Genomic DNA, 19,941 nt, shown 5'->3' with positions numbered 1-19,941 from the left:
TGGAAATACAAAAGATAAGCTCCAAATAACACTAGGGATCCCTAATGGAATCCATTTTATACTGTTTTTATATGAAAAATCCTCTTCAAAGCGCAAATAAAAAAGGGCAATTTCAGCCCTTTTTTATTTATAAATCCTCTATATCATATTCAGTATATCCTTCATAATAGTAACTAATATCAATGCCTTTCATGAATACTTCACGGCTATTAATTTTATCTACTAGTGCATTTTTGAGTAAATACTTAATTTCAATATCTTTAATTGGACTGCGTTCCATTGCCAGTAAATAATCTTCTTTATCAATTCTATTCCAGTCAACCACCTGTTGAATTTCATTCTTAAAGATTAAATCTAACCATATTCTAGTCGCTCTACCGTTTCCTTCTCTAAAAGGATGGGCAATGTTCATTTCAACATACTTTTCAACGATTTCATCAAAGGTTGTTTGTGGCATAGTGTTTATATGTTCTAGTGAATGGCTTAGATACATAACAGGAGCAAATCGAAAGTTTCCCTTCGCTATGTTAACCTTTCGAATCTTTCCAGCAAAGAAATAAATATCTTCAAATAGATAATTATGAATGTCAGAAAGACCCTTAAATGTGCCAACTTCTATGTGGTTTATTTCTCCTGAATCATATAAATCTTTGGCTTTCATTTTTGATAGTCGTTCTTCCACTCGATTCAATTCCAACTGATTTTTAATACCTAATTTATTTTCTAGCACGGTCATTCTCCTCTTTTTCTGCCATTAATTCTTTTAGCATATCCAAATCTTCTTGTGTGGCTAAATTCTTGATGAAACTTCTAGCCATAGTTTTATAATTAAGGTATTTCGCTTGTTCTGGATTACGTTTTTTATAGTTTTTTGTGGCTTCATTTTGCGCCTTGCTGTATGCCATTCTCTCCCTCACTTTCAAGTATATAAGCATATTATATATGACTTAGTAATATATTCAAGTGAAAGGAAAGCTAGTGCCGAAGCCTTAGTCTATGGCTATATCAAATATATAATTTAAAATTTTATCATTTCCTCTCATAGTATCTACGAAAGCCACCATTTTAGATGTAAACGCCTCTACAGCTGCAATTCTATCCTCATTTTATTAATCAAATCGCACTGTAAGTCATTTGTGAGCACTGCATATTTCATAATAACCCTACCTTCAATCAATTAATAATTTTCTGAAAAGTACCCCCTGAAAAATAATACCTAATAGGACCCTATTTCCCATTAGGTATTATTTTTACACTTTTTATTTAGGATAATCTCTCATATGTAATTAAGCTTTTTCACTCTCTGTAAAAAGTGATTTATGTTCTACTGGAGAAGAAAGCACTATTAAGGTTGTAGGCTTTCCATACCCTAAGCACAAATTAATATAGTCTTCGAGTGTATGTACTGATTCTGTCACTACCTTTGTTAGATAACTATATAAACCGGCAATACGATGGCATTCGACTACATCTGGATGTTCCATTGCAAATTTTTTATATTTGTTGCAATCTCTTGGTTCCATCAAAACAAACGCGGTAATATGTTTTTTTAATTCTTTCGGATTAACAATCGTACGATAACTTATAATGACACCCTGTTCCTCTAGCCTTCTGACCCGCTCTGTAACAGAAGGGGAACTCAAACCTACCAGTTTTCCTATTTCAACCATACTTAAACGTGCATTTTCCTGAAGATGTGAAAGAATCTTTAAATCTGTTTGGTCCATTAATGTATCTCCCCTTGATTAATTAAGAATACAATTAGTAATTCTTAAATTTTTTAAGAAAATTATAATTAATACATAAATTATAGCATGTTATCTTTTTTTAAAACTTTATATAATTGATATCAATTAACGAAAGAGAGGCTGAATATCTTGACACAACAATCATTGAAACGTTCAATTACTTGGGTACAAGGGACTGCATTAACCATAGGAGCTGTGTTGGGTTGTGGAATTCTTATATTGCCCTCAATTACTGCAAATAGTGCTGGACCAGCTTCGCTTTTATCTTGGGTTATCATGTCTATATTAGCTTTTCCCATTGTCGCAGCTCTGGCACGCCTTGCTAAAATGATTCCTAGCGCAGGAGGAATTACAGCTTATGTTCAAATGGCATTTAATGCAAATACGAGTGCAATCCTAGGGTGGATTATGTTAGGATCTATTCCTATTGGATTACCTATTATCTCTTTAACAGGTGCCCATTATATTGGTTATGTTTTTCCAATAAGTAATGCAGAAGTTATAGGCATCGCGGCAGTAATTTTGATTACTTCTTTACTTTTACATATTAAAGGAATTGAGTTATCATCAAAAGTAAGTGTGTTTGTCATTTGTATAATTTCACTTCTAATAATTGTGGCTGTTGTCGTTTCTATCCCTAATGTAAAATTAAGTTCTTTTACACCTTTTGTACCAAATGGATGGTCTTCTGTTGGAGCTTCTTCTGTAATTATCTTTTTCTCATTTGTAGGATGGGAGATGATAACCCCATTAGCTGAAGAGTTTAAAAGACCTGCTAAAGATATTTCCATAAGTCTATTTTTAGGGGCAATTTGCATCTCAATTATGTACATTGCAATATCTTTTGTAACAATAGGGACTCACTCATATGGTGATAAGAACCAGATAGCTTCACTTAGTATTCTAATATCAAAAGGATTAGGACCAATAGGTACATATATAACCACTATTTTAGCAATTTTCATTTCGTTTAGTGCTGTACATGCTAACATTGCAGGTTTTTCAAGAATGATTTATGCCCAAGCTAGAGAAGGGCATTTCCCTTCCTTCTTTGCTAAATTACATTCTAAATTCCAAACTCCAACTAGAGTTTTACTAGTTTTAGGCGGAATTTTTAGTTGTATTTTAATTTTTTATGGTATAGCACGACCAAATTTAGAGATGCTTCTAAAAGGCCCTAGTGTAATTTTTATTACCTCATATATTTTTACAATGCTAGCTGCTCTTAAGTTATTAAAAGTTCTAGATATAGGTTGGTGGATGGCCTTCCTATCTTTAATTATATGTATTTTTGTATACTCATTTAGTGGTTGGGCGATTTTCTATCCAGTAATCTTATCATTCATAGGTGGGATCTATATACTTATGAATAAAAAGTCAAGCACTGTATCAATCATCAATTAGATACACCTAATGAAAAATAGTTTCATAATCTCTATAAACTAATTCTACAAACTATATAATGTTATTAACACTATCAAGATTGGAATAGATATAAATTCTGCTAACTTATAATTAGCTCAAATTAACTTTATGAAATATGAATAATTATGTGTATTTAAGAAAAAACCAGGATAACTTTTTAAAATCATCCTGGTTTTTTCTGTATAAAATGAATTTCGTTATTTTTATTTATTTCCCTAATTTATATATTTCTTCACAATAAATAAACAAACATATACATTGTTTAATTATATAAAAAATACATAATTAAATACCCTTATAAACTACATAAAATTTAAACCAGCATATCAGCGAAAGTAGATCCAACGTTATTTTTACGCTTCATATGCTTTTCTAAATATATTTTAGTTGTTTGAATATTTTCATGGCCAAGTGTTTGCATTAAATGATATAGATCTGCATTACCTTGCTCTACTGCCATAATTGCAAAAGCATGACGGAATGTATGCGCCGTTACTGGATTTTCACGATACAGTAGAAACTCTAAGTTTGTCTTTTTTATCATATCTGTTACTTGATTCGATAATGTTTTAGAGTTATAAGTATTTCCTCTTTGATTTATAAATACCGGACTCTCATCCCCTTTATCCAATACTGTTTGGCATCCTCTTCTTAGCCTCATTTCACAAATACATTGATATAAATGTTCCGAAATAAAAAGTTCACGCACTTTATCCCCTTTTCCAGTGACTTTTAACCAGTACTTTCCGTCATAATGTAAATCTTTCACTCTCGCGGTGCACAATTCTTGAATTCTTGCACCAGTACTTGCTAGAGCCAGTAAAATTGTATAGTTTACTAAATGTCCTCTTTCTTTATAAAATCCTAAAATTTTCATAACCTCATCATAGGATAGGTCCCGATTTGGCCGATCCTGCTCATTCACATTTGCGCGCTGTAGTTCTTCATGAAGAGGCTTTTCAATATAAGAAAATACATGTAGATGTTTTAGAAAAGAACGAATGAGCACTGTTTTCTTTGCAAGTGTCGCGACTGCATACGTGTCACCATTCCTACCGTTCTCTACCCGTTTCAACCACGAATTGTATTTACGAATATGCCAAGGTTGCAATGTTTTCAATAAAGAGTCCTTTTGCTTTACCTCTTCCCCATCCAATTCAAATTCTTCTGCATGCTGCACCATGCACTGACAAAATGATAAGATTTCTGAGATATAGCTCTTTTTCGTATCCTCTTTTCTATTCTTCTTCTCATCCATATCTTTTTGTAAATGTACGAAATGATAAATGACTTCTATGTCACTTAAATACGTATATTTACCCTTTCCTTCTTTTTCTGCAACCTCCATCTTATCTTCCACCATATCTACATAACTGTTGTTATATAGATATGGAACGATATCTTTTATATTCTCTACATATGTATCCATATACTCACTTTGATTGTTTATAATTAATAAATTTTCTTTTACATTTTTTTTATTCATATTTCGAATTCACCTCTCTTATAGAAGATTATGAATATAATTCTCTTTATTACCTATAATTATTATTTTATTTTACTTCTATTAATTATACAAATGATAATTCATTTTCTTTCTGTAAGAACGCTACATTCTTCTCTATTTATCAATACTTATATTTTTTTATAATTTATTATTAAATAGATATCTTTTAACAATTAAATACTTGAAATTTATAGTTATTTTACAATAAAAACAACTATAATAATTCATTAACATATAAATTAAATGAAAAATATTTACAAACCATAACAATGAATACTATATTTAATAAAATCTATTTCTTATTTTAAATATAAATCAGATTCTGATATGATATATACATACCTAAAATATTAACAAACGATAGTTATGGAGGTGTCCTTTCATGACACAAGATTTATTGTTCATTACAAAACCTACTGTAACGACCAAAGAGGCAGCCGACTTATTAGGAGTAACGGTACAAACAATTTTAAAAAAAGAAAAAGATGGATTAATAGAATGTGTATATAAAGATAACTGGAAGCAATTCGGTAGTAAGATTTTCTATTTAGAGGATATTGAACGTTTACAAAATCAAAATAAGGTTAAAGGCCTTAGCACGAAAGAAGTAGCTGAAATTCTTAATGTTGCACCATCTACTATCTTTACATACATCAAATCTGGAAAATTACCCGCCACAATGGTAGAAAAAAGAGGAAAACAAGTATATCTTATCGATGAGGAAGAACTAGAGATTTTTATGCTTGATTATGAAAAAACCAAAACAAAAGAGCGAAAAACATTCATTACGAAAATTCAAAATGAAGATATATACTTATATCAATTATTAACACATCAACATAACGGAAAAACAGCTAGGGTAATAGAAATCAATGGAGCAGACGGCAAGATTCTTACAGAGGACGAAGACATTTTCCCTCTATCCACTTATAAACAACATGATTACACCTTTGAACCTTTCATTAAAAAAGCGGTAATTACAAAACGAGGGTATTTATCTTTTTCCTTTAAAAAACCTCAATTATTTAATTCCATTACTTATAATCTAATAAACTTATTTTATAAGGAGCTAGGTATCACAAATATGAGATTGAGTATTTCAGCAGATACTATCAAATTAGAAATTAAACCTTTCATATTACAAGTAGATCCATTGCAGTTTCAAGAAGAGATTAAGTACTTACATTCTCATATGAAATCTGGCACGATTCTTCCACATGTAGAAGGTATTTACTTTAAAAGTAATGTAGAGCCATTAACTTTTCATGCAGATCATGAATTTAAGCAAAAAGTAGTTCAAATGGCAGCGGAAGCTGGTATGAGACAGGAAGAATTCTTATTGCAAGCTGTAAAATCTTATATAACAAATTTTAAAAAACACTAAATCTACTACTTATTAAAAGAAGCGTAGAAATAAGATCTTTCTACGCTTTTAAATTATTTGTCACTCGCAATGAATACAACAGAGGGAAAATATCATAAAATTTAAATTTACATTTCCCATTTTCGTAAATTAAAGGGATCCATACCCAAAAATGTATAATTTATTTGTATATAATTATATAAAAGCGATTAATTCTTTATAGATCACTCAAAATAGTCACTTAACTTAAACTAGCTATGAATTATAAACCTAAAAATCAAATAAGCTACCGCTATAATAGGAATAGAATTTCAGTATCCAAGAGTTCGTTATATCAGAACTTAACGCGAAGATGAAAATGATGGTTATCACCCATCCTTCATTGTAGATGTATGTTGTATTGTACAAAGACAAAAAGTCTGAATTTTTAATTTTTAAAATTAATAATAAATTTATTGAATTTTGTTATGAAATATAAAAAAGCCTTGCACATTTTATTGTACCAAGGCTCTTTAAAATTGTTTAATCCTTATTGAATTAAAGCAGCTTTTAGTTGAAGAACTACAAAATGAAATGACAAGCAACAGACATGGAAACCTGGTTAAAAAATTTATCGATTGTATTTACTCGCTTAATTCGCAAACCGGATTGCTCCTAATTAGCCAGTCTTTTATTAGTTCTTGTACTATTTTACGTTTTTCTATTTGAAGCATATGACCAGCACCATCTAAAATGGAAAACGTAGCATTCGGAAATTTTTCTAGAAGAAAAAAGTGATCTTTATAACCACAGATTGAATCTTGTTTCCCCAGAATAATGAGTACAGGTTGTGTAAGTGTACCTACACCATTAAGCGGTTCTTCAGAAAGAAAATATCCTTTCTCTCTCCAATTTGACATTAAAAAATTTTTATTAGCTAATAATCGTCCAGGTTGAATTTCGTTTAAAAAGCAGTGAAGATTCTCTTTATTTTGATAATTCATCAATGTTTCAAAAGCCATTCTTATATCAGAATCCAATTCTGTTAATAAATCTTTATCTTTTCTAACCACTATTTTTTTAGGAAGATTCCTATCCTTCAAATGAAGTGAAGTAGCCAGCAAACAAATACTCTTTACATTTTTATGTCTATGGTGCAAAACACCTTGTGCCAAATATCCTCCAAATGAAAAACCAATAAGAGAAAATGCTTGGTTAGGAATTATCATATCGATAAAATTCAAAATGTTTAAAAGCATATCATCTGAAGAGTTGAAATTTTCGTCAATTAAACTTTGACCGTGAGCAGGTAAATCTATATAAATCCTCTGAAAACCCTGAATCTTATCAAATATTGGCTCTATCCAGGCTTTCATAGATTTATGGTCTGTCCCCATTGAATGCATTATTAATATTGGAAAGCCATTCCCTACTATTTCGTAATAAATACTCCCCTTTGCAACTAAGCAATTCATCCGAATTTTTCTCCCAATTCATATTAATTTTTTAAAACCTTTTTTATGTCAATCTATTATGATATAGTTCTGTACTAAGTTGAAAATACCTTTTGAATGCTTAAAAGAAAGATTTTTAAATAACTTTATTATTTTTTAATGACTATGTTGTGAATTAAACAACTTTATTATCATTCTACTAATTTGACGTATTTGTTAAAGTAAGAAACTATAAACTAAATTTATTATTTCACTTTGGTAATTTTTGTAAAATGAATTAAAATTAGAGATGTATTAAGATGAAAATGATATTTTTTGTTTAGCTCATTTATGTTCTACACAAGAAATTCAAAAATAAAAAACTATGAGCATTTACAACATAGTTTTTCTTATTGAAACCGTGAGAGTAAAATTCCATCCAAAAATAATTCCTGAATATTCCAACATTAATAAATAAGTAGTTTAGACTTTTATTTCTTTCTACATCTGTGCAAGGGAAATAAACAGAGAACTTTTCTGTACAGTTGCATAGAATGCTTCTTTCTAAAATAAAAAATAGAGTCTTAGGATACCGTTCCTAAGACTCTATTTTTTATTTTAAACAGGACAGCATAATTTTCTCTAACTCTTCTCTACTTAAATTATCTGCAAGAATTGTCACTTGATAAGCACTATGCTTTCCTTTTGCAGGAACAATCATCTTCATCACTTTAAATTTATCCTTTGTATTTTCAGATAAATTTATTTTTGTACCAACTAATTCATAATTAGTTATCTTTGTACTATTCCCCACTACCTCGTGCAACGAATTTTCTCCTTGATCCCTAACGGCAGATTGATGCACAATATATACGGAATCTTCATTGTGGTATTCATAAACAATAGTGGGATCCATTCTTTTTATAGTCATCGGTGTTTGAACATCTTCTCCAGTGAATTTATACCCTTTTACTACATACGTTGGTGTCTTTATTGGAAAATCAAGATATTCCTGTGCTTGCTTTTTAGTCAATTTAAAAGACGAATAAATTTTCTGTCTAAATGGTCCAATTTCTTCATCGTTTTTCTCATATTTTTTCTGCTCTTCTGGGTCTAAATTTTCAGGACTTCCTGCTAATTTTACTTTTTTATACAAAATCTGTGATTCTGTTTCTAAATTAATAAATCGCTCAAATTCTTCCTTCGTAAACAGATTTCGCGCCACTCCAAGTTCTGTAAGTAAAGTATTATACTCTTCTTCTGAAACAATAAATTCTGCTTCTGCCTGTTCTTTTGTACCAATCATTTTTTCTACAATTTGTTGTATAGGAATATCGATTTGCGTTTTTGATTCTTTCATATTATTTTTCACTTCTATTTGTTGTTTCTCAGGGTTAGTCGGCATATCAGCCCGGACATTTAATAAGGATACAGATGATACAGCAATAACTGCTACAGCTCCTAGTGCAGACCAACGATACGATTTTTTTTGGAATTTTTTAATCATTAAAATTCTCCTTTTTAACATCCTTTTGTTTTTACTGAAATTTGCCATACTCGGTACTTTATAGTAACTTGAGTAATGTTCCAAAAGACTAATAATAGTATGTCCATACGCAATTTGTTCCTCTGAATCTATATATGTAAGGGCTAATGCATCGCATGCTAGTTCTTGATCTTCTCGCATACATGAGTAGGCATACCATAGAATGGGATTAAACCAATTTAAAATGAGTAAGCCATGCATAAGCCAATTTACACCAACATCTCTTCGCTTGATGTGAGCTAATTCATGATGAAAAATATATCGTAACTGTTGTTCATCTAATATTTTCATATGTACAGTTGATAATAACAACTTTGGCTTAATAAACCCCAACACTGTCGGACTGGAAACCTTTCCAGATACAAGCAATGGGATATTCCTTTGAACAGACATAGATTGCTTACACTTTTCAAAAATTTGAACAATCTTCCCATCTGTAATAACAGGCTGTTTTTTTATGTAAAGTAATAAATGCCTGTTCATTACAAAAGTAGCAACACTTAGAAGGATAACGCCAGTAAGCCAAATGTATATAAAGATTGTATAAAATGAAATCGTCTCATCATCTTCATTACTGTGTGTTTGTGTCTTGTTTACCTGACCAGTTTTTGTTGAACTTGTGGTATAAGTATCTTCTTTTGTGAGTAACTTTTTATTTTCTATATCTTTTAATTCTTGCATACGTTCTTTTGTAAGAAAGCTAGCTACAGGGTTTTGGCTAGAAATGAATGCATCATCACTCTTGTAAGTAAGAACAGAATAGATACTATAGGAACTATCTGGCGACCAAGGTAATACAAGTCTTATAATTAATATGATCCATAGCATATATTGCCAGCGTGGAGTTAACTTATTTCTAAACAAGACCTTGATACACAAGATTAGGCCCACTAATATACTAGCCATAATCGAGGTCTCAATCACCCAATCAAAAAATGCAGGTAGATAAATATCAACAAATTTTTCCACAACTATAATCTATCCTTCCTCTGATTTTCCTCAGTTTTCTCATCTAGAATACGTTTAAGTTCGTTAATATCTTCTGAAGACAGCTTTTCTTCTTTTAAAAAATTTACAAGTAAAGGTTTAAATGCTGCACCATAGAAACGTTTAAGTAAAGATTCTGTTTCTACTTGTAAATAACTATCTTGCGAAACCAAAGGATAATAAGAGTACAAACGCCCTTTATCTTGGTGATAAGCAACTGCTTCTTTGTGAACTAATCGATTAATCAACGTTCGAATCGTTTTGGGTTTCCAATCCATTTTCACCTCCAACACTTCAATTACTTCATTTGCCGTTTGTGGATATTTTGACCACAATTCTTTCATTACTTCTAATTCAGCTTCCGAAATTTTAGGTAATTCTTTCATTAGTTTAAATTACACCCTCCTTTGATTACACTTGTAATCTGTAACTGAATATTACACTTGTAATCTGTCGTTGTCAATCTTATTTTTATATTTATAGAATCCTTTCCTATGTCCATCAACATAAAAAATTTAATTAGTAGTGGATATTTTTATAAAATATCCGCTTTGTTGTCTTTTTTTTAAATGGGATATTAAAAATAAATGATGTTTCGTTTGAGACGTCCTATTCTCGATCATATAATTTAATACGTCTAGTTTATACTGCGCAGAATACGTTGTATAACCTTTTTCAAATGCTTGGATTTCATAATATTTAAATTGTTTTATCTACATACAAACCACTTCATGATTCACTCCCCATAATTTAACGATATCTTTTATATTTTCACGTCCATTTTATTAACGTATGACTACATTCAATTTGTCTTCTGAAGTAAATTTAGTCAAAAAAAAAATGCACTCCCAATTGTTAGACTGTATCTAACAATTGGGAGTGCATTTCAAAAATTATAACTTTTCATTATAACATTTAAATTATTTTTAGTTACTTAATGTGGATTCATACTTTTTCTAATTTATTATTAAAGAAATAAGACCGTAAATTTTTTTGTAAACAGTTTAAATAACTTTAAAACGGTACAACTTTTTAATAAACAGTACGACTTTATATCTAAATTAATGCTATATTTAAAGGATCCTGCATTAATAGTGGTATGTATTTCTTTTACTGGCACATCTTCTTTCGCATCTCTTTTCTGTTACCTATTTGATTTTTTCATGCTCACTTTTTATGACTTTTCAGCTATATCGGCTGAATGATTAGATTCATTTGTGGCACACGAAAAACGCGTTTTAATAACAATCAGAAAATCATAGAAATTTGGGTGTCAAAGTTATTATATTGAAGTCTATTTATAAGATAGCTTAACGCCCTAAACATTCCAAATTTGTTATATATAGTGGCGTTTTATATAATCTTAATCTCATTATATAATCCTAATATGTTTTTCAAACGGAATAAATTATAAACTATAACTAATTCTAATTATGGCATAATATTGCTAGTAACTGAAGGCGTGTGGTGGGAGGTTGCAACCTTTCTTTCTCTTAATTTAGAGGGAAAGGAGGTGTAACCGATATGGAATTTTTACAACAATTATTACAGGACGCTACGAAACTATTCGTAACAGTGTTCATAACAACTTTTGCAACTGCTTGTGCTAACAAGTTAGTAGCAAAACGTAATAATAAAAGTAAAAGAACCACCCAGACGTCTGCCAAACGTAAGAAAGGTGGTTCGAAGAAAAAATAATTAAACTTTGCAATCTACCACCTAACGGCAGCAGTTACAAATTAGACGGGATGTTACCAGCATCTCGTCTTTTATTATTATGCACATAGTTAGTAAGTTAAAACCTTTAATAAAAGGTTTATCTCTACACTCTCATTATACATTTTATCTCATTGGAAAACAATATCATCTTGTTTGGTATTTTTTATAATGAACTATAGATTGATACTGCTTAAGACTTTCTTATTTTGGTGAGCTTTTTTCAATCACTTCTTTCTTTTTATACATGTCTTTTAATACCGCTTCATTTATTTTCAAATTCGATTTATCAACTAACTTCTTCTATATATAGGATTGTCCTTTTTATCTTTGCATTCCTTTTATGATAATTTGAGATGCATTGAGTTGGTGACTTGCACTACCTCAACAAAATTATTTAATTGAAGCTAATCCGAATACATCAAATGTAAATTTTTAATAATTTCGTTCTACAAATAGGAATTTCAATCGTTTCTGTAGTCACAAGGTAACAAGTGCACAATGTCACCAGTATGGCTTGGAAGATCTCTAATCCTTCTATCTCTAAGTTTGGCTATCTTGTCGCTCAATAGACATACGAATAGAATTTTATGGTAAAATAGTAAATGTTTTTAACCAAGGGGATGGAGGGGTTTTAAGTGAAACTTAGAAAGATTTTTATGATTTGTTTTTTGTTTATATTCACATTAACTATTATGACTGGTTGTAGTTCTTCACAAAGTTCTACAACTGTAAAAAACGGAAAGGCATCTTCGTCTTCAAAAAATGTGGAAGTTGAAGTTGAAAATGCTGAGTATGTATTACCATTAAGTGGGGCCATGTGAGGAATAAATAAAGATACAGTATTGAAATTCAAAGTGAGTTTGAAAAATAAAGGGGATGAAATGTTAGAGATATCACCTTATCTCTTTACACTATATCAAGGTGATGAAAAAATGAAGAAATATGATAAGGCTGATTCAAATAAATTACGTTTAATAGAATTAGAACCTGGTAAAAAAACATCGGGGATTCTCTACTATGAAGTGAATAAGGCCTCATCATATGAGCTCGTTTATTCCAATGAAGAAACAAAAAAAAGGGACGATGAAACAGAAAAAGTTTCTTTCAAAATTGATACGCAAGAAATAGAAAAGAATACAAAAGACTTAAACAAGCCAGCTGAAGCTCTAAAATCCTATATAAATGCTATTTATTATGATAAGGATATAAACAAAATTAATAAATTATCCGGTGAAGATGGAAAACAATTTACTCAAAATATACAACAAGAATTTAAAAAAGATGCACTGTCCAGTACGCATAATGGAATTAGTGACCAGGAATTTGAAAACTATTATAAAAAGTTGAAATCTGTATTGCAGGAAAAAGTTACATTTAAAGTAAAATCAGTAGGTTCTTCTCCTGAGGAAGATAAAGTTGAAGTGGAATTAAAAGTAAAACCATTATTATTAAGCGAATTGCAACCAAAATTACATAAGGAAAATGAAAGATTGCTAAAAGAAAATCCAGGAATTGAACAGCCTAAATTATTTAGCCAATCGTTTGGTTACTTTATATCTATTTTGCCAGAAGCAAAAGTTTCAGATAAAGAAAAAGTAATAAAGGTTGAGATGGAGCGATATGGAAAAGAACAATGGCGTTTTTCAAAAGATAAAGTAAACGATTCAGAGGACGTAATGGAAATAATGGGAGAATTTTTAAAACAATAAAAAGATATAAGCGAAAACGAAGTTTGCAACAACCAAACTTCGTTTTTTCGATTTATAATGACTTACAACAACTTTTACCTCCAAAACGCTAAAAACACAAACTTTCCATTTAGAGAATATTTTAAAATCTTAGCTTGATGGGCATGTGGGCCTGCCAACAAAACGCGAATTTCGTACGCTAAGGAATTATTAGGTGTCTTTTTTGATATGGGCCATCTTATAGTAATGTGATATCAATTAATAAAATGGATTATATAAATAATTAATTATATTTTCGATGTACCTTAACTGATATAATGTATAAGGCAATTATTGATTAATAGTACACATTATTAGGGGGACATAAGTAATGATAGAAATAATCGCGGCACTAGTTTCACTAGTCGTACATTTTATTAGTTATCTCTTTTCAACAGGAGAAGACAAGAAAAAAGCAAAAGCAGATTTAAAAGAAATTGTTACTGGTTCTGATGGGAAAATGTTGGTAGGTTTTTTTGGAGGTGCAGCAGTTACAGGAATTGTTGTAGTCATTTGGATTTTATCAGAATAAACCTTTCAGTTATTTTAGCCTATATAACGTATAGGGCAGTTATTAGTTAATCAAGGGTATATATTTGTCAGGATACTTACGTTGGGAAGATTTTCAATTAGTTATGCTGCAAATCTGCTTACTTTTATTATCATATTGCTCTTGATGTCATATATTTTTGATCCTATTTATTTTTACCAGAATGATTTGCCTAACTTATTTGGATTCATTATAATTCTCTTCATATTTGGTAGTATACTAGATCTTGTAGTTTGCCTAATTGGAGAATTATTATAAAGGAACATAAAACAATGTAGGAAGTTTCAATTTGAAATTCCTGTATTTATAGGAATAGTTGTTATCTATGTAGTTATACTCTCTCTTTTTACTATTACTAGGTCATATTCGTCTAGTTTGATTACGCCTATTATTTATAGGTTCCTTAGCTTTTTATTTAGTACGTAGAGAAATATAATTAAATTCCAATAACGAATTTCACGTCAATTAGTCTCTCATGTGGGGGCTAGTTTTTTTCTTAGCGTGGGGGTTTTCCAGAATAATGAAGATCCCCCTTTTAGAATTTTTATGGTCGATTTCTCAATATAGATATTATTGTTAATTGTGAAATGTATATGGAAATCGAAAGTTACATATACTACTATGAACAATAAGATATCTTGCAATATATTTCTCTTTGTGAAAAGATAAGATCCTACTATCCGATCTTATCTTTTTTATTTATTAATTTATAATAGGGATACCACCACATGACCATTTTCATGATTAGTTCGTTTTACTTTTAATACTGTCAGTTGCTTTTTTAAAAAGTTTCATTGCCTGTTCTGCTTTGTTATTTGCTTGTTCCAACTTACTATTATTTTGTTCTTCTAATGCTTCTGAAAGTAGTCGCAGAGCATCCCAGTAATTATCCATTGCCTGTTTTATCTTTTCCTGTTCAACTTCTAACTCTTTAGGTGCCTCAAGGTATTTCATGTCTCTTACGTGTGTTTTTGCTATATCCAAACTTAGTTGGATTTCACTTTTCTTTGGCTCATAATCCTTTACATCTGAATGCCCTATATCTTGTATCAGTCTGATAACTTCATCCATCTTATTTGTATTTCCTACGATGGCTGCTTTGTATTTATCAACTTCTGAACCACTAACTTTTTCATTTAAATCATCCTCACGATGACCCTCTTTCGCATGTTTCTGGTTCTCTTCCTTTACCTCTTGCTCTACATCAGGGTATTTTTCGTTTATCCCATTAAATACTGTCTCCCATTTAGAAACACCATCATCTATCCCAAACATACCGTTTTGTATGATTTCTTTTGCTTTATCCTTATCATATTCACCATCATACTTACGGTCATCATACTGTCTAACTGCATCTTCTACTTTTATTAGGTGTTTTCTAATCTCTTCTACCCCTTCTTGTATTAAGAATTGGTAATCTTCATACTTTTTAGGTGGTTTGATTTTTTCAAAACGGTTTATATCCAAACTAATGTGACTAATTAAGGAATCTATCTCACCTATGTAGACACCCTCTTCTGTAAATAATTTATCAGTTTTCTTTTCTAGTTTTTTTAAATGATACTGGAATTCTAAGTGTAGTTCAGTCAAACGATAAGGGTAATCTTTTTCAGATACCTTTACCTTCTTTTCACCTTCCGTGTCTGATACATTTGATTTACTTTCTTTACTACTTGATTCGTCTTCCTTACTTCCCTGTTCATACTCAATTCTAGACAATGCGTTTCTTAGTTGGTTTTCAATGTGTTCATCACTATAGTGCAATTTCTTTAGGTCAGATACCATTTTATCTGCATCATAATACTTATCTACTTTTCTATACTCTGACTGTGTAAGTCCATATGTATTTAATGTACAACCTACTAGCATGAAACTAACACTTAACCCTGCTAATGCAATACCTTTGAAGGATCTATTCATATTCATTTACCCCTTTATATTTTCGTATTCTTTCTCCATCCATAGACAGTCCATTATGAAAGTTTTCATTATAAGTATTGTTTGCTATTATTGTTTTACTTTCCTCACTATCTGTTTCAGCCCTAATTCTACTCATTTACCGTTTCAGTATTAGGCTTCAATTTGGATTAGCATTGCAAAAAAGGACATACCTATTCTTATAATCGTTGACTATATATATCCTTTTATTATTTTATAGTGAAATAAATAATGAATCAAAGTAATTTTGTGAAAATTATACAAAAAACCCTTAAATTATCGTTTGCCCAACAGTAGATAATCTAGGTAAAGAAAAAATACTAGAGAATATAGTAATGTAGTAGTCTTTAGTATCTTTTCATAGTATTTTAACGACTATGCAATATGGAGGGATAAAAAAAGGACCTCTTACGGAAAGATAAGAGGCCATCAAGAAGATAAAAATGTTGTATTTGAAACACGCGAGTTTCTACTTCACATTATAACATAATATATCTATATATTTAATATATAGATTAATAAATTTGTTCAAACTAATAAGTTTACGATAAATACATTATGTAAATTAATGATTTTTGATCCTTTTGGATAAAAATGAACTTTGAAATTCATGTACTCATTCCAGATTCCACACAAGAGGAATGCAGAAAACGTACATGCAATGTGTATATTTGATTACAAGACGTGACATAGAAAGAAGGGTTTCTTCACTACACTGAAGGAGACTTTTGAATTTTCGCAATATTAGTATTGTTAGAGATTATCATATATATTATTATAAATAATATTATATTAGTAAATTTTGGTATTATTTTTTCCAGCTTGTAAACTATAATACTTGGAGGCGTTGTTGTGCGTAATAAATGGAACCTTGGACTAATGAGTACCCTTCTTGCCTGTACCACCTTTACATCTGTTGCATTCGCAGCAGAAAAACCAGTCGATCAACCCAGATGGGAGGAATGGTTAAACGGACATGCAAAAATATTAAATGAACCAACTTCCCAAACAAGAGAGGATTTATCATTTCTTAAAGAGGCCGTACAGGACAAGCGCATTTTTGTACTTGGTGAAAGTACGCATGGTGCAAAGGAAATCAATCAATCCAAAATACGTATGATTAAGTACTTACATGAGGAAATGGGATATGATGTGATTGCATTTGAAACAGGGCTTGGAGAAGCAGCAGCTGTTCAGCAAAATTTTGATAACTTAACCGCTACGGAAGCGATGAAACAATCTTTATACCCTGTATGGCAAACTGAGGAACTTGAACAATTATTTACCTATATGAAAGAACAAAAAGAAAAAGGGAAGCCACTCACATTAGCTGGTTTTGATATGAATTTGTTTTATAAATCTTCATTCCGCTCTTATGCAAAAGAATGGTTGCAAAAAGTAAATCCTGAAGTGGCGAGTGAATTTGATACAGCAGTGTCAGAGTTGATTGAACTGGATAGGTATTACAATAAAAATAAAACATATCCGTATGATCGATTTAAAATGGAAATACAGCCCGTAATTAACAAGTTTGAAAAGGTTAGAATGTTTATTCAGAATCATAAATCTGAATTGATTCAAGTTGCTCCACACCCTACGTATGATGTGAATTTGTTTGAGAAATCAATCAGTATACGGATTGATGCGATTAAAACGCATCTAGATGCTGATATGAAAGTCAGAGGTGGCATCTCCTCACCTAACCTGACAGACTATTCTTTTTATATCCGAGATCAAAAAATGGCACAAAATTTCGCATGGCTCACTGAAATGCAATATAAAAATAAAAAAATTATTGTGTGGGGGCATAATTATCATATTCGAAAACAAAATTCAAAAATGATATTAGACTTTACGAAGGTGCAGCAATACAATTATGTTGGCCCAAATATGATGGATTATCTTCCACAGCGTATCAAAGACCAAATGTACACAATCGGTGTATTTGCGTATAGTGGAAGCAGTTGGGATGATGTTAATGAAAATGTTATTCCTGTACATAATGAACATGAAGAACAAAGCGTTGAAAAAATCATCAGCACTGTAGGAAGTCCCCATGTTTTCGTTAACTTAAAAGGAGAAAATAACCGACCAGAAACTTCATGGATGTTTACTCCTACTGCAGCAAGTTATTGGGGAAATAAATTAAAAGAAGAAATCATGATTCCGACAGAACAATATGATGGCATTCTATGGTTAGAAAAGACGACTCCTTCTGTACTGAAGTAAAAAATAAGAGCCTCCGATAAATTAATGGGGGCTCTTTTCTATTCATATTCTTTTATTCAATTACCGGATAATTTGTTAAACAAAATCGACTCCTTACATCTCCCATTATTCAAATTCAGGTTCCTTCTTATCTTAACAGTCATTATGTATACTGAAACCATACATTATACCAGTGCCGTACGTCTCACATGATTCGAATTTAGGTTCATTTGTCATTGACTTCACTTCCTATTCCATCTTATTATTCCTACCTGCTCTTTCCTCATCATTGTATATAGATTCTTCTGTACAAGAGAAAAAAGAGGCATTCTACACAAGTATGATACCTGCTATAGAATGCCTCTTTTTTCACAAATTTATATTACGATTAAACTTTCACAATGTTACTTACTGCTAGGAGTTTACGCTTCTTTTAATCTTTCAAATGTAGACGTATTAGTTCCCATCTTTGGCACAAATACTTAATGTCGTTACCTTTAGCGCCTGCTTCTCTTGGTGAGACATAAATAAGTAATCCTGTAATGTTCCTTTAAAGACCTGAACCCCGTTCGAGTATGCGATAACAGTTTTATCAAAATTTAACGATGTAAGTGTAGACATTAAGTTTTTCACTTTATTTGTTCACTCCTATTTTCCATTCAGATTTTGTAATGGTTCCGTCAAAGTTGTATGTAATCTCTAATTGGTCATAACCACTCTTATAGATATGCTTCGTACTCGTTCCATTTGGCTCAGTAGCATCTGTCCAAGGTAGGTTACTATCATCTATCTCACGAAATTTTACACCCTCCTTAGCTACTTGTAACATGTCCTTACTAGCCCATCTCGAAAGCTTCGGTTTAATTAGTTCTTTGTATGTCTCCTGCGCTTCTGAACTTCCAAGAGAATTGAGATTCGCATATGCTTTCTTTTCTCGGGTTGCATATTGCTCCTCTTTGAGTGTTTCCTCTTCAGATTTCTCTGGCTCCGTATCTTGAATTGGCGTCTCTTCCACTTTCTCAACAGGTGTTTCTTCAGCGATATCAACTTCTGCAGGTTTTTCCTTAGGTGGATTCTCAATCGCATCTAGTTTAGTCGTCAGCTTAATGTAATTAGTTTCTAGTTCATCATACTCTTTGGCTAATTTCTCTGACTTTTCTCGATAAAGTTCTACTTGTGACGATAATCTATCGTTTTTTTGGTTATAACAAGATGTCAGCCCGAAGAATAGGAAAACTACTGCCCCATACTTTGCAACAGTCTTTCCTTTAATAGATTGTACTTTCTCAGCAATTGTTGATTTCTCTGATTTCATAATTTGTAATCTCTCCCTCTAGTTACTCTATTATCTATTTATAACGATTTAGTTACATGTAAAATTTTACATGACTAGACATCAGATGTCCAGTTGACTACCCTAGACAATTAGTCATTTTTTTATTTAAGCTTTTAATGTAAAGATACAATTCACGTATTTCACCACTGTTTAATGACTACAGCGTGTTTCTAACTTAATGAAGTCTGACCGTATTCCAATCAACCTAACACTTTATAGTGCCCTAAGAACGAAATTTTTTTAGTAGAAATGATAGCGGTACATTATTAATTACATGAAAAAGTCCCGATCATATCGATAATTTTATTAGCTATACATATTTTCTTGGTTATTTCAGATGTAATCTAAAAAAGAAAACCCCGTAAAAAGTGATGCTTTTTACGGGGTTTGAAAAAGAGTATAATTATTTTACAGTTAATCAGATGTCCTAGTGAGCTGAAAAGCATATGAAATATAATATGGGATAGTATCGCTG

16 protein-coding genes and 4 pseudogenes are annotated in these 19,941 nt (G+C 31.1%); 8 read left to right on the top strand and 12 right to left on the bottom strand.

The annotated features are described in order from the left end of the window. Positions 1 to 127: 127 nt before the first annotated feature. The 4 genes and pseudogenes from fic to QO049_RS22875 form a co-directional block, all read right to left on the bottom strand. Positions 128 to 736, bottom strand: coding sequence for a protein adenylyltransferase Fic (fic, locus tag QO049_RS22890; protein ID WP_033690372.1), 609 nt, complete (start codon positions 734 to 736; stop codon positions 128 to 130). Further along, the gene (locus QO049_RS22885) at positions 717 to 905 is read right to left on the bottom strand and encodes a hypothetical protein (protein WP_000331756.1); all 189 of its coding nucleotides are present in this window, start codon (positions 903 to 905) and stop codon (positions 717 to 719) included. The genes fic and QO049_RS22885 overlap by 20 nt, the downstream gene beginning before the upstream one ends. 123 nt (positions 906 to 1,028) lie before the next feature. After that, positions 1,029 to 1,156 (bottom strand): annotated as a pseudogene (locus tag QO049_RS22880) (cysteine hydrolase family protein); the annotation flags it as partial. 130 nt (positions 1,157 to 1,286) lie between these two features. Next, the gene (locus QO049_RS22875) at positions 1,287 to 1,727 is read right to left on the bottom strand and encodes an Lrp/AsnC family transcriptional regulator (protein WP_246963285.1); all 441 of its coding nucleotides are present in this window, start codon (positions 1,725 to 1,727) and stop codon (positions 1,287 to 1,289) included. A 150-nt stretch (positions 1,728 to 1,877) separates the two neighbouring features. On the opposite strand from QO049_RS22875, the pseudogene QO049_RS22870 reads away from it, so the two are divergent. Then, positions 1,878 to 3,172 (top strand): annotated as a pseudogene (locus QO049_RS22870) (APC family permease). 314 nt (positions 3,173 to 3,486) lie between these two features. On the opposite strand, the gene QO049_RS22865 reads toward QO049_RS22870, so the two are convergent. Then, positions 3,487 to 4,659: a tyrosine-type recombinase/integrase gene (locus QO049_RS22865; RefSeq protein ID WP_001035905.1), complete on the bottom strand. Its 1,173-nt coding sequence runs from the start codon at positions 4,657 to 4,659 to the stop codon at positions 3,487 to 3,489. 403 nt (positions 4,660 to 5,062) lie between these two features. Here QO049_RS22865 and QO049_RS22860 point away from each other — a divergent pair, with 403 nt between their 5' ends. Continuing rightward, positions 5,063 to 6,064 (top strand): helix-turn-helix domain-containing protein, encoded by a 1,002-nt coding sequence (locus QO049_RS22860; protein WP_284489515.1) that lies wholly within the window; start codon positions 5,063 to 5,065, stop codon positions 6,062 to 6,064. A 602-nt stretch (positions 6,065 to 6,666) separates the two neighbouring features. Here QO049_RS22860 and QO049_RS22855 read toward each other — a convergent pair. The 4 genes and pseudogenes from QO049_RS22855 to QO049_RS22840 all read right to left on the bottom strand — a co-directional run. After that, positions 6,667 to 7,497 carry an alpha/beta fold hydrolase gene (locus tag QO049_RS22855; protein ID WP_152127774.1) on the bottom strand — a complete coding sequence of 277 codons (831 nt, stop codon included), beginning with the start codon at positions 7,495 to 7,497 and terminating at the stop codon, positions 6,667 to 6,669. Positions 7,498 to 8,068: 571 nt separating this feature from the next. Continuing rightward, positions 8,069 to 9,976, bottom strand: a complete 1,908-nt coding sequence (locus QO049_RS22850) for a M56 family metallopeptidase (protein WP_284489523.1) — start codon at positions 9,974 to 9,976, stop codon at positions 8,069 to 8,071. After that, positions 9,973 to 10,374, bottom strand: coding sequence for a BlaI/MecI/CopY family transcriptional regulator (locus QO049_RS22845; RefSeq protein ID WP_284489514.1), 402 nt, complete (start codon positions 10,372 to 10,374; stop codon positions 9,973 to 9,975). The genes QO049_RS22850 and QO049_RS22845 overlap by 4 nt, the downstream gene beginning before the upstream one ends. A 184-nt stretch (positions 10,375 to 10,558) precedes the next feature. Then, positions 10,559 to 10,701, bottom strand: a pseudogene (locus QO049_RS22840) (IS3 family transposase); the annotation flags it as partial. Positions 10,702 to 11,512: 811 nt separating this feature from the next. On the opposite strand from QO049_RS22840, the gene QO049_RS22835 reads away from it, so the two are divergent. From QO049_RS22835 to QO049_RS22815, 5 genes and pseudogenes are all read left to right on the top strand, one after another. Beyond that, positions 11,513 to 11,686, top strand: coding sequence for a hypothetical protein (locus QO049_RS22835; RefSeq protein ID WP_000395068.1), 174 nt, complete (start codon positions 11,513 to 11,515; stop codon positions 11,684 to 11,686). 656 nt (positions 11,687 to 12,342) lie between these two features. Continuing rightward, a complete protein-coding gene (locus tag QO049_RS22830) occupies positions 12,343 to 12,528 on the top strand; it encodes a hypothetical protein (RefSeq protein ID WP_284489513.1) in 186 nt (61 codons plus the stop codon). A gap of 21 nt (positions 12,529 to 12,549) precedes the next feature. Continuing rightward, the gene (locus QO049_RS22825; RefSeq protein WP_284489512.1) at positions 12,550 to 13,416 is read left to right on the top strand and encodes a DUF5105 domain-containing protein; all 867 of its coding nucleotides are present in this window, start codon (positions 12,550 to 12,552) and stop codon (positions 13,414 to 13,416) included. Between the two features lie 349 nt (positions 13,417 to 13,765). After that, entirely contained in the window at positions 13,766 to 13,966 is a 201-nt protein-coding gene (locus QO049_RS22820; protein ID WP_086423427.1) for a hypothetical protein, read from the top strand. Between the two features lie 81 nt (positions 13,967 to 14,047). Then, positions 14,048 to 14,420 (top strand): annotated as a pseudogene (locus tag QO049_RS22815) (hypothetical protein). Between the two features lie 308 nt (positions 14,421 to 14,728). Here QO049_RS22815 and QO049_RS22810 read toward each other — a convergent pair. Then, complete coding sequence (locus QO049_RS22810) at positions 14,729 to 15,910, bottom strand: DUF7018 domain-containing (lipo)protein (RefSeq protein WP_284489511.1); 1,182 nt, start codon at positions 15,908 to 15,910, stop codon at positions 14,729 to 14,731. Positions 15,911 to 16,774: 864 nt separating this feature from the next. Between QO049_RS22810 and QO049_RS22805 the strand changes: the two genes are divergently transcribed. Continuing rightward, positions 16,775 to 18,151 carry an erythromycin esterase family protein gene (locus tag QO049_RS22805; protein WP_284489510.1) on the top strand — a complete coding sequence of 459 codons (1,377 nt, stop codon included), beginning with the start codon at positions 16,775 to 16,777 and terminating at the stop codon, positions 18,149 to 18,151. A 435-nt stretch (positions 18,152 to 18,586) separates the two neighbouring features. Here QO049_RS22805 and QO049_RS22800 read toward each other — a convergent pair whose 3' ends face one another. Both QO049_RS22800 and QO049_RS22795 read right to left on the bottom strand, forming a co-directional pair. Then, the gene (locus QO049_RS22800; protein WP_153600683.1) at positions 18,587 to 18,763 is read right to left on the bottom strand and encodes a hypothetical protein; all 177 of its coding nucleotides are present in this window, start codon (positions 18,761 to 18,763) and stop codon (positions 18,587 to 18,589) included. 1 nt (position 18,764) lies between these two features. Then, positions 18,765 to 19,445, bottom strand: a complete 681-nt coding sequence (locus QO049_RS22795) for a hypothetical protein (protein ID WP_061663982.1) — start codon at positions 19,443 to 19,445, stop codon at positions 18,765 to 18,767. Positions 19,446 to 19,941: the final 496 nt, after the last annotated feature.

Source organism: Bacillus sp. RB3, from assembly GCF_030164735.1.
Classification (GTDB): Bacteria; Bacillota; Bacilli; order Bacillales; family Bacillaceae_G; genus Bacillus_A; species Bacillus_A cereus.
This window is presented reverse-complemented; position numbering and strand designations above follow the sequence as displayed.